The organism is Robinsoniella sp. (assembly GCF_034124845.1).
The window spans coordinates 6010-17286 of record NZ_JAWYAJ010000120.1 but is presented as its reverse complement, the minus strand read 5'-3'; the positions used below and the strand labels follow the sequence as shown (position 1 = coordinate 17286).

The 11277-nt window shown below is 38.8% G+C and carries 14 protein-coding genes and 2 pseudogenes; 14 read left to right on the top strand and 2 right to left on the bottom strand.

Features of this window, described 5'->3' with window-relative positions:
* A pseudogene (locus ACH2DQ_RS05835) lies at nucleotides 1-263 on the bottom strand (spore surface glycoprotein BclB); the annotation flags it as partial.
* A 249-nt stretch (nucleotides 264-512) separates the two neighbouring features.
* On the opposite strand from ACH2DQ_RS05835, the gene ACH2DQ_RS05830 reads away from it, so the two are divergent.
* From ACH2DQ_RS05830 to ACH2DQ_RS05775, 12 genes and pseudogenes are all read left to right on the top strand, one after another.
* Nucleotides 513-1292, top strand: coding sequence for a Ku protein (locus ACH2DQ_RS05830; protein ID WP_394914965.1), 780 nt, complete (start codon nucleotides 513-515; stop codon nucleotides 1290-1292).
* Nucleotides 1293-2216 (top strand): DNA ligase, encoded by a 924-nt coding sequence (locus tag ACH2DQ_RS05825; RefSeq protein WP_394914964.1) that lies wholly within the window; start codon nucleotides 1293-1295, stop codon nucleotides 2214-2216.
* 150 nt (nucleotides 2217-2366) lie between these two features.
* Nucleotides 2367-2534, top strand: a complete 168-nt coding sequence (locus ACH2DQ_RS05820; protein WP_394914963.1) for a hypothetical protein — start codon at nucleotides 2367-2369, stop codon at nucleotides 2532-2534.
* Nucleotides 2535-2620: 86 nt separating this feature from the next.
* Nucleotides 2621-3034, top strand: a complete 414-nt coding sequence (locus ACH2DQ_RS05815; RefSeq protein WP_394914962.1) for a DUF3795 domain-containing protein — start codon at nucleotides 2621-2623, stop codon at nucleotides 3032-3034.
* Between the two features lie 58 nt (nucleotides 3035-3092).
* The gene (locus tag ACH2DQ_RS05810) at nucleotides 3093-3464 is read left to right on the top strand and encodes an iron chaperone (protein WP_394914961.1); all 372 of its coding nucleotides are present in this window, start codon (nucleotides 3093-3095) and stop codon (nucleotides 3462-3464) included.
* A gap of 42 nt (nucleotides 3465-3506) precedes the next feature.
* Nucleotides 3507-4037 (top strand): dihydrofolate reductase family protein, encoded by a 531-nt coding sequence (locus tag ACH2DQ_RS05805; protein ID WP_394914960.1) that lies wholly within the window; start codon nucleotides 3507-3509, stop codon nucleotides 4035-4037.
* Nucleotides 4038-4184: 147 nt separating this feature from the next.
* On the top strand, nucleotides 4185-4763 hold the full coding sequence (locus tag ACH2DQ_RS05800; RefSeq protein WP_394914959.1) for a TetR/AcrR family transcriptional regulator: 579 nt from the start codon (nucleotides 4185-4187) through the stop codon (nucleotides 4761-4763).
* A gap of 350 nt (nucleotides 4764-5113) precedes the next feature.
* Nucleotides 5114-6058: an ATP-binding cassette domain-containing protein gene (locus ACH2DQ_RS05795; protein WP_394914958.1), complete on the top strand. Its 945-nt coding sequence runs from the start codon at nucleotides 5114-5116 to the stop codon at nucleotides 6056-6058.
* The gene (locus tag ACH2DQ_RS05790; protein ID WP_394914957.1) at nucleotides 6051-6821 is read left to right on the top strand and encodes an ABC transporter permease; all 771 of its coding nucleotides are present in this window, start codon (nucleotides 6051-6053) and stop codon (nucleotides 6819-6821) included. Before ACH2DQ_RS05795 ends, ACH2DQ_RS05790 begins: the two co-directional genes overlap by 8 nt.
* Nucleotides 6822-7099: 278 nt before the next feature.
* Nucleotides 7100-7450, top strand: a pseudogene (locus ACH2DQ_RS05785) (GNAT family N-acetyltransferase); the annotation flags it as partial.
* Between the two features lie 31 nt (nucleotides 7451-7481).
* Nucleotides 7482-8075: a GNAT family N-acetyltransferase gene (locus ACH2DQ_RS05780; protein WP_394914956.1), complete on the top strand. Its 594-nt coding sequence runs from the start codon at nucleotides 7482-7484 to the stop codon at nucleotides 8073-8075.
* Nucleotides 8032-8541 (top strand): GNAT family N-acetyltransferase, encoded by a 510-nt coding sequence (locus ACH2DQ_RS05775; protein ID WP_394914955.1) that lies wholly within the window; start codon nucleotides 8032-8034, stop codon nucleotides 8539-8541. The genes ACH2DQ_RS05780 and ACH2DQ_RS05775 overlap by 44 nt, the downstream gene beginning before the upstream one ends.
* A 6-nt stretch (nucleotides 8542-8547) precedes the next feature.
* Here ACH2DQ_RS05775 and ACH2DQ_RS05770 read toward each other — a convergent pair whose 3' ends face one another.
* On the bottom strand, nucleotides 8548-9948 hold the full coding sequence (locus ACH2DQ_RS05770; RefSeq protein ID WP_394914954.1) for a PLP-dependent aminotransferase family protein: 1401 nt from the start codon (nucleotides 9946-9948) through the stop codon (nucleotides 8548-8550).
* Nucleotides 9949-10189: 241 nt separating this feature from the next.
* Here ACH2DQ_RS05770 and ACH2DQ_RS05765 point away from each other — a divergent pair, with 241 nt between their 5' ends.
* Together ACH2DQ_RS05765 and ACH2DQ_RS05760 are read left to right on the top strand one after the other, a co-directional pair.
* A complete protein-coding gene (locus ACH2DQ_RS05765) occupies nucleotides 10190-10666 on the top strand; it encodes a peptide deformylase (RefSeq protein ID WP_394914953.1) in 477 nt (158 codons plus the stop codon).
* A 2-nt stretch (nucleotides 10667-10668) separates the two neighbouring features.
* On the top strand, nucleotides 10669-11277 hold a 609-nt coding region (locus ACH2DQ_RS05760), incomplete at its 3' end, for an aspartate/glutamate racemase family protein (RefSeq protein ID WP_395025924.1).

Genomic DNA, 11277 nt, shown 5'->3' with positions numbered 1-11277 from the left:
CCAGTTGGTCCTGCAGCGCCAGTTGGTCCTGCAGCGCCAGTTGGTCCTGCAGCGCCAGTAGATCCCGTAGCACCAGTTGGTCCGATAGCTCCTGTAGGCCCGATATTGCAGGCTGAACAGTTACCGCAACCCTTGGGTTTACGTCTTATACAGGTGCAGGGGATATTCAATCGTATATATGAGTCATGGCATGAGTTGTTTTGATAGAAAGAATTATAATCATCATTTTCATCCTGATGATCATGGTATCTAAAATAATCCATAAAATATTACCTTTCTTTTGATAGATTGCCAATATATTATATGATGAAGTAACATTTTTGCTATTTCATAATAATTAGAAACTGCAAAATATCGGATAAAATGTATTATTAGTTTCGATTTTATATGATACACCCACGCTTTTGACGAATCATAGAATGTTTTTAGTAAAGAATATAGTATTTTTTAATTCCTTTTATACATAAAAATGTTAACTGTTGCCAATGCTAAAAAATAAAAGGGGTATTTAAATGGCAGTAGCACACAAAGGCAGTATATCTATGGGTTTGGTTTTAATTCCGATTGGAATGTATAAATCAACGGTCGATAATGACATTCATTTTAACCAGTTAGATAAAGAGAGCAAAGCACGAATCCGATATAAGAAGTACTGCAGTCACTGTGGCAAAGAGGTGACAGCTCAGGATATTGTCAAAGGCTACGAATACGAAAAAGATAAATATGTCATCATGACAGAGGAAGATCTGGAGAAAATTAAAACGAAAAAGGATAAGACAATCCATATTATTCAATTTGCCAAAATAAGTGAAGTAGATATGATTTACTATGAAAAAGATTATTATGCAATTCCGGATACCGGGGCGGAGAAGGCATATGAATTATTGCGACAGGCTTTATTGGCTCAGAAAAAAGTGGCAATTGCTAAGTCAGTTATGGGAACTAACGAAAAGTTATTGGTTTTATTTCCTACGAAAGAAGGAATGATTGTAAAAACGTTATATTATCATGATGAAATTGCTGCGGTACCAAAGCAGATACCCAAGATGCAATTGGAAAAGAATGAATTGGATATGGCTAAACTACTGATCGAGAATATGACTAAACCTTTCGTTGCCGCTGAGTTTCATGATGAATATCAGGCAAGACTGCGGGAAGCCATTATGAAAAAAATACAGGGTCAGGAAATTGTGACGGCAGATCAGGGTACTGAAGGCAATAATATTATTAACTTAATGGATGCTTTGGAAAAAAGTCTGGAGATTACCCAGAATCAGCAGGGAATGGCATAAATGGATATTTTTAATGACCGCAGTGTAGAACCAATGCTGATCTCTGAAATGCGGGAACCCTTTAATAATCCTAACTGGATATATGAATTGAAGTTAGATGGAAGCCGGTGTATTGCATATTTGGATCGCCATGGTGTGGAGTTAAGGAATAAACGGAATCTACTTCTTATACAGAAGTTTCCGGAGTTAAAAGAAATATTCCGCCTTGTCACCAACCGGTGCATTCTGGATGGGGAGTTAGTTGTTCTGAAAGATGGAGTCCCGGATTTCTATGAACTGCAGAGGAGAAGCCTGCTATCAGATCCGTTTAAAATAGAATTAGCGTCCAAACGCCACCCGGCTTCTTTTGTAGCTTATGACTGCCTCTATTATGGAGACAGGCAGATAACCCTGGAACCGCTTTTAGAAAGAAAAGAATTCCTTAAGAAATCTTTTGGTGCAGAAACAGCTAAATTTGCAATTTCAAGATTTATACCGGAAAATGGAATTGGACTGTATCATATAGCCGATCAGAAAAAATTGGAAGGTGTTGTTGCTAAACGTTCAGACAGCCTTTATTTTATGGGAAAGCGAACGAAAGACTGGATAAAGTTTAAACGCATGGCAGATGAAGATTACATTGTCACTGGGTATATTGTAAAAAAAGAAAATACCTTTAGTATTATTCTGGGGAAATTTAAAAATAACAGATTATTATATAAGGGACATGTCACTTCCGGTGTGACCAGGGAGGTAATCAAAAGCCTCACTCCGATTACCGGTAATCCATTTTCTATATTGCCAAAAGGAAATGAAGATGCTATTTGGGTTATGTTTAAGGTATGCACCATAGAATATATGCCTAACACAAGGGATGCGATGCGGCAGCCGGTATGGAAGGGATTTCGGGATGATATTTTTCCGGAAGAAATAACAGAAGATTAAAGTATGGAACAAAAGCGTTTCATACTTTCTATTGAAGCAGTACCGCAGACCTGTCAGCGGTATGCAGGAGTATAAGTATGGAACAAAAGCGTTTCAAACTTTCTAAGTAAAATTTGCTTTCTGGTAAAATGGGGCAAGCAGATGACAGATATGAGTGTTGAAAAGGCTCTGGCAAAGAGCTGCTATTATAAATGGCCGAAGACGAACATGAAGTTTTCGGTCATTTGTGGTGTTCACAAGGAAGCGGCAGCAATTCATCGTAAAGTATCGTATGTGAAAAATATCTTTTATTTAAACGGATGGCAAGGTATAATGTAAAATAAGTAATGGACTGAAGTAATGTGTTTGACTAAACAGCCATACTATGATTTTTATTAAGAGAACATGACATTGGAGGAAAAGCAATGAAAATGATACGAAAAGATGTAGATACTATAATGTTTGCTCCCTGCGGAATGAATTGTCTGGTTTGCTACAAACATTGTTATCATAAAAAACCGTGTTTGGGATGCTTAAATAGTGATCAGGGAAAGCCGGAGCATTGCAGAAAATGCAAGATAAAAGATTGTGTGAAGGAAAAAGGGTTTAACTATTGCTTCGAATGTCCCCAGTATCCATGCAAACAAATCAAATCTCTGGAGAAAAGCTATCAAATACGTTATCGAGCAAGCCTTATGGACAATAGTATGATCGTAAAAACTCAGGGTTTGGATGTGTTTATGAGTCAGCAGATAGAAAAATATACCTGCCCAAAGTGCGGAGGAATAATATCGATGCATGATTTTGAATGCAGTGAATGCCAATGGAAAGCAGAATGATTTTTTATATCCTGGAGATAATGTATTACATAGTAAATCCATTTTAACGGAGGGGAATATGGAAACTTTTACAGATTATCTGGCATCTATTCAAGATGTAGAACAGCGTGAACGCATAGGGGAAGTTTTACAATGGGTGATTCTTAAATTTCCAAATTTGGAATCTAAAATTGCATGGAATCAGCCCATGTTTACAGATCATGGTACATTTATAATTGGGTTTAGCGTATCCAAACAGCATTTTGCTGTCTCGCCGGAAGTCAAAGGAATAGAGGTGTTTTCCGGTGATATAACTGAATCAGGATATAGCCATGGTAAAAATATTTTTCGTATTAAATGGGAGGATCCGGTTGATTATATGCTCCTTGAACGTATGATACAATATAATATTGATGATAAAAAAGAGTGTAAGGCTTTCTGGAGAAAGTAAAGGAAGCGGTTCATGATGAGGCGGACAATTAGGAGGAAATGTATGCGGAAAGTGATTTTATTTATAGCCATGAGTCTGGATGGCTATATTGCACAAAAAGACGGAAATGTTGACTGGCTGAGGGGACAGGAGCCAGATAATGACGATATGGTGGCCTATCAGGAGTTTATCCGGGGAATAGACACGGTAATTCTAGGGTGGAATACGTATGATCAGATTGTGACGGAACTTTCCCCGGATGAGTGGATGTACAAGGACTTGACAAGCTATATCATGACCCATAAAGAACTTCCTGACACAGAAAATATAAAATATGTAAATGAAAATGTCTGCGAACTTATTAAAAAATTAAGGCAGGAACCAGGAAAAGATATTTGGATCTGCGGAGGGGCTGCAGTCATTCAGCCCCTGATTGAAAAAGATTACATTGACAGATTTCATATCTCAATTATACCGGTTATTTTAGGAAATGGAATTCGCCTGTTTGAAATAACAGAAAGTACAAAACTGTTAAAATTAATCAAATCACAAAGTTATAACGGAATAACAGATGTTATTTATGAACGGAGATAAATTGTCTCATTAGATATCATCTCATTAGTGATGCTTTTGTCTGTAACACTTTTGTTTAGTAAAGAGCGAATTGACAGACACAGAAAGTTTTGCTATACTAAGCAGAAGATTGCTGGGTGAGTTGGAACTCAGTGAAAGGAGTTTGTCATGACTACGAGGGCAGAACAAAAAGCAAAACGGGAAGAAGAGATTTTAATAGCAGCATTAGAGTTGTTTATAAAAAAAGGTTATGCATCTACTAAAACAAGTGAAATTTCAAAAGCGCTGAATATAAGTGAAGGGTTACTATTTCATTATTTCAAAACAAAGGAAATCTTATTGGAGACATTGGTAGATATTGCACTCAGGGAAAGCGATAATTGGGCAGATCAGGAAAATCTGGATCCCATTGATTATTTTGAGCAGGTAGCAGAGTCCGTGTTACGAAGCTTGAAAGAGGACGAAGTTGGATCAAAATTTTTTATTCTGATTGCGCAGCTGAAACAAAGCGAAGGGATTCCAAAACATATATATGAAAAGATTAAATCCAGGGAACAGGATGCCGACAAAATAGCAGAGATCATGAAAATAGGACAGCAAATGGGATCGATACGACAGGGAGATCCTTATGCATTAACGTATTTATTCAGCAACACGTTACAGTCTATAGCCGTACAGTATGCTTTACACAGTAAAATGCCATTTCCAGAGGTTGAATGGATTGTGGATATGTTAAGAAATCATTGAAAATAATAGTAAAGCCGTTTGCTCAAAAAAGAGCAGGTGGCTTTATTTTTTTGTTTTCTAATGCTGATTTTTAGTCCATAAATGTATAGGAGTGGAAAATTCAGGAATCTCCTTTTAACGGTTGACAGATAGTAAAAGCTTTGATATACTAACCGAGTAAAAACTCAACGAGTTAATACTCAATGAGTAAAGACTAAATGAGTTGATAGTAACGATTAAGCTATGGATATGAGAGTGAGATAAGAGCAAGAGAAGGAGAACACATTTGATTTACCGAGGCTGATACGGTTTAAAAGGAATTTTATGCCTGGAGAAATGATGTGTTTCATACGAAAAAGGAGGATTCGTAAATGGATATTGAATATGCAATTAAGGTGAGTGGGCTTAAAAAAGCATACAAAGAAAAAGACGTGTTAAAAGGAGTCTCGTTTGAAGTAAAAAAAGGTTCTATTTTCTGTTTGCTGGGATCTAATGGTGCCGGTAAAACAACAATGGTAAAGATCCTTGCCACATTACTGCGGATGGACAGCGGTACGGCTATGATCGGAGGCCAGGATGTTAAAATGGATGGGGAGAAAGTCAGAAAAAGAATTAGTCTCACTGGTCAATTTGCGGCTGTTGATGAAATACTAACCGGACGGGAAAATCTGGAGATGGCAGCTCGTTTGTGCCATCTAAAGGATTATAAGAAGCAGGCTGATAAATTGTTAAGAGATTTCCATTTGGAAGATGCTGCAGACAAACGAACTGCCGCTTACTCCGGAGGAATGCGCAGAAGGCTGGATATTGCAATGAGTTTATTGGGGAATCCCTCTGTGATATTTTTGGATGAACCTACAACCGGTCTGGATCCTCAAAGCAGAAATGCTATGTGGAACATCATTCAAGAATTAAAAGAAAGTGGTGTTACCATCTTTTTAACCACGCAGTATTTAGAAGAGGCGGAAGAACTTGCAGATCAGGTTGCAATTTTGCATGAGGGCGTGATTATTGCCAATGGAACTGTGGAGGAGATTAAGAAGTTATCTTCCACCGAATACGTTATTTTTACCTTTCATCATCATGAAAGTATGCGAAAGATGACTAAAATGTTTGCTGAGGAAATCTCGGGAATAAATGAAGATGATCAAACAGTGTCAATTGAAATAAAAGGCGGAATGAAACAAATCACAAATATCTTTACCACAATGGATCAGTACGGAATAATATCTTCTTCGTTTACACAAAAGAAAGCTACATTAGAAGATGTATTCCTGAATTTAGTGGATGGGGCTAAGGAGAATAGATATGAATAAAATAGCACATAGTTTAAGCGATACCCTTACAATGGTTTCCAGAAGTATGAAACATACAACCAGGCAAGTTGAAATATTGATCATGACAGCGATTTTGCCTTTGGCACAGCTGTTGATGCTGGTCTTTATCATAGGCGGTTCCATGCAGATTGGAGAATTTTCCTATCTGGATTATATCCTGCCGGGAATATTGTTAATGTCAATCGCAAGCAGTGCATCCATGACAGCCATTTCTGTCAAGGAAGATATGACGAAGGGAATTATGGACCGGTTTCGAACGATGGATATTGGTAAAACAGCGGTATTAAATGGTCATATGGCTGCAACACTGTTAAGATGTGCCATTACAGCCCTGGTTGTACTAAGCGTTGCAGTGATAATTGGATTTCGGGCAAAGGCAGGTTTGTTAGATTACCTCACAATCTTTCTGGTTGTTTTTCTGTTTTCACTGATGTATACCTGGGCAGCAATTGTCTGGGGACTGTTCTGTCCAAGCTTAGAGGCGGTAAGTGCATTCACTTATATTGGAATGCTTCTTCCGTATATCAGTTCCTGCTTTGTACCGGTAGATAATATGCCCGCTGTCCTTCGGGTGTTCGCAAAATACCAGCCGTTTACACCCCTTGCAGACAGCCTCAGAGGATTGCTTCTGGATATGGATACCGGAAATACGATTTTCATTGCGATCGCCTGGTGCCTGGGATTGCTTCTGGTATTCTATATTTGTTCATTGAAAATTTACCATAGGAGAGCAAATAAATAGTTTCGATGTTGGGTGTGATGAGCTGATCTTCTTTTTTGAGTACAATTGATCTTTTTTATAAAGCGTGTTAATATGATTAAAAGCGCAAGAATGATATACGAATGCGGATGTGCAGAAATTATTTAATCTGTGAATGCTGACATTTCTTTGGGCGAGTGAGAAACAGACAGGGAGGTGTGAAAATGCTGATACGTGAATTGTACGAAAATGAAATGGATGGAGCCATTGATTTGGCATGGCATGTATTTTTAGAGTTTGAAGCTTAGGATTATAGTGAACAGGGTGTAAAGGAATTCTGGAAGAGTATACATGATGAGGCATATTTAAATCAATTGCGGATTTATGGAGCTTTTGAAGATGAAAAGATCCTGGGGATTATTGCAACCCGCAATGATGGCGGGCATGTTGCTTTGTTTTTTGTAGATGGAAAATATCAAAGACAGGGAATCGGAAAGGATTTATTTGCACTTGTGTGCAAGGATAATACAAACGGCAACATTACGGTCAATTCTTCGCCCTTTGCAGTTCCTGTCTATCACCATCTTGGATTTACAGATACAGATTCGGAAAAGGTTACGAATGGATTAAGGTATACACCAATGGTTATCAATCTTAATAATCGTCTGTAAATATACATTAGAAAAGAAAGGATAGCTGAGCATGATTTATCTGGAAACTGAGCGTCTTATATTAAGAGATTATGAAGAAAAAGAGGAAGACCTTTATTATCGGCTGAAAAGCGATGATAAGACCATGTATTACCTGCAGGATATTAAGCTTCATTCTGTTGGCGATGCCAGAGAGGATTTTCAAAATATGCTGCAGGATAAGGATTCTGATAACAGGAAGTTTTATTTTCTGCACATGATGTTAAAGGAATCCCGGCAGCAGGTAGGAAGTATAGGATATACCGCTACGGATCAAACCCCGCTGGGGAAACTGGTTCATCTGGGATACTTTACATATCCCGCCTTTTGGGGAAATGGCTATACAACAGAGGCTTTAAAAAAATTACTAGAATTTGCTTTTACAAAAAATGGAGTTTACCGTGTAACTACCGGATGCCTAAAGGAGAACGGGGCATCCGAAAAGGTCATGATAAACTGTGGACTTATTAAGGAAGCGGAACACGTGGACTGGGAATGGCATGATGGAAAAATGAAAACACGCCTGGAATATCGTTTGCTGAAACACGAATGGGAGGGAATAAATGGAACTGATCATACGAAAGTGGCAGATCAAAGATGCCAATGAACTGGCAGCGGCACTGAACAATCAAAAAATTCAGGATAACCTGAGAGATGGAATTCCTTATCCATATACACCAACTGATGCAAAAGAGTATATCAACGCCGTATTAGCGGCTGACCAGGACTCCACTTATGCATTTGCAATTGAAGTGGATGGACAGGTAGCGGGCAGCATTGGCGTTACGCGCTGCAGTAATATCCATTCTTTAACAGCAGAAATGGGATATTACATTGCAGAGCCGCATTGGGGCAGGGGGATTGGGACGGAGGCTGTAAAAGAGACTTGCAGATATATTTTTGATCATACAGATATCATACGGATCTTTGCCGAACCGTTTGCGTATAATGTTCCTTCCTGCCGGGTTTTGGAAAAAGCAGGCTTTCAGTGCGAGGGCATTTTACGTAAAAATGCAGTGAAAAATGGAAAAGTACAGGATATGAAAATGTACGCATTGATTAAGGAAACTTAATGTACCTTATACGGACGCTGGTGCAAAAGACAGAAGAGCTTCGTTTATAATCTGAAGCCCCCTGGCTAAATCCACATGAGAATCAGGGGAGCAGACAGCCAGGCGGATCGCAGGAATAAGCGTGCTGTTTCCCACTAAAAACCGCTCACTGCAAAATACTTGAACACCCTTCTTTCTTAAATAAATTTCCAGTTCGTGACTATTTATAGAATTACGGAGAATCAGCCATCGTAATTGGCTTCTTTGGGTGCCCCAAAGGTCATTTCCGGCTAACAGGTTCTCCGTGATTCTATTTCTTTTTATGATCTCCTGTATTTTATCCGCAGTGATGTGTTCGGCTATACCGGTTTGAATCAATTGAGCGGCTAATTCTGTCTCGATAGGAGAGGACATAACATTGATATTTCGAATTCCGGTGAGCAGGCTTTCCCGGAAAGCTGGTGGTGCCGCCAGAAAAGAAATTCTGAGCCCGGCTGACAGAGAATTGGAAAGCGTGCAGATATGGATGGTATGGTCCGGTATTAATGCATATAGTGAGAGGTTTGGCTTTTCTGATAAAAAGGTATACGTACCATCTTCGATATTAATCAGGGCATATTTTTCTATTATACTGCTTAAATGGATGCGCTCATTTAGTTCCATTGTAACACTAGTCGGATTGTGAGAATCAGGAATTACATAGATTCCTTTTATATTCTCTGCCTTGCAAATCTGTTCTAAGTATTTTAAATCCATTTTGCTGTTGCGATAGGGTATGGGGATCAGAATGATACCTAACATATTTGCAATATTTTTAATACCCGGATATGTAAGAGAATTAGTTGCAATTTTATCTCCGTAACGAAATAGAGATGCCAATATAACCGTTAAAGAATTCTGCAATCCGGACGTAATTAGTATATTTTTGGATTGAGCAGGAATCCCCAGTTTATGCAGCCAAATGCAGGCACTTTCTTTTTGCAGTTCACTTCCTGAAATATCTGTGTATTTTAACAGGTTGTCGATATTTATCCTGGAAGGGAGTTTCTTTAGCATCTGGGTAATATACCTGTTTTGCTGGTAAAGCGGATGTGAGGCGCCCAGATTAATGCAATTGGATTCTTCCCTCTCGCTTAGCATTGGAAGATTGGCGCTTACGTCGGAAGCAACATAGGTTCCTCTGCCGATGGTACCGCTGATTAGCCCCTTAGATTCACACAGCTTAAATGCTCTGGTAACCGTACTCAGATTAACATCCAGATAATCAGCTAATTCTCTTTGGGGAGGCAGTTTATCATTTGGCTGTAAATTTCCGGCAGCAATATCTTTTTCTAATGCAGCAGCGATAGAAAGGTACAGGGGTGTGTTTTCTCTGCTTAGTTTCGGTCTCCAGCTCATAGGATAATTTTCAAATGAATTTACCGGCATAGTATTTCCTCTTTTCAAAATTTTGTTCTGCATACAATTTTAGCATTGAAACCATACAATATCAAGGGTTATAATTTAAGAAGAGGCTGGATAGAGCAGGCTGAATAGAGCAGGCTGAATAGAGCAGGCTGAATAGTAAAGGGTGAATGGAAGAAGATGAACAGAATAGGCTGAAGTATATCTGGTACCGGGAATTTGTAACAGACTGTTAAATCGACCCTATAGTAAGGAGAACATAAATATGGTAAAGAAAATATTACTGCTTGGCGAAGAAAAATTGTATCAAAAAAGTGATCTGGTGGAAAAAGGAGAGGATTTTACGGAAACCATCTCTGATTTACATGACACTCTTATGGATTTTAAGAGTCGGTATCAGGCGGGGCGTGCAATAGCCGCACCTCAGATTGGCGTGGGAAAACGTATTATTTATATGTATCTGGATAAGCCGGTTGTATTTATTAATCCCTGGCTTGAGTTTCCGGACGATGAAGAGATGGAGGTACTGGATGATTGCATGTCTTTCCCTAATTTATATGTAAGAGTAAAAAGGTTCAGACGCTGCGTAGTGAGGTATGTGGATGCGGAATGGAAGAGTAGGGAGATGCGGCTAGAGGGCGATTTGGCTGAATTATTTCAGCACGAATATGACCATCTGGAAGGTATCCTTGCAACTATGAGGGCGGTGGACGACAAAGCGCTTTGCATGAGGGGAGAATGAATATGAAGAAATTAGGGATACTTGGAGGAATCAGTTTTACATCTACGATAGAATATTACAAAAAGATTATGAATCTGTATTATGAAAGATTTCAGGACTATTATTATCCGGAGATCGTAATAGAAAGCCTGAATTTTCAATATTTTACAGATCTTGAAAATCAGAACCGCATGGAGGAATACATCAATTGCATTCGGTCCGGTATTGAAATTTTAAAGCATGCAGGAGCAGAGATCGTGATTATGGCTGCCAATTCTCCTCATTCCGTGTATGATGTAATAGAAGAGGACGCCGGTGTGCCAATGATAAATATTGTGGATTCCGTAGCAAAACAGGCACAGGCTCTGTCCAGGAAGAAGCTGCTTTTAACCGGGATTCGATATACAATGAGTCATTCATTTTATATAGACAGAATGAAAGAATATGGCATTGAAATCATATCTCCGGATGAGAAACAGCAAAATATAATTGATGATATAATATTCGGTGAATTGGCAGTACATAAAATAAACAGCCAGTCTCAAAGGAAATTTATGGACATAGTGGGTTTTTACCAAAAAGAGTGTGGGATTGTGGGTGTTATGTTAGGATGCCCAGAATTGCGGTTGGTG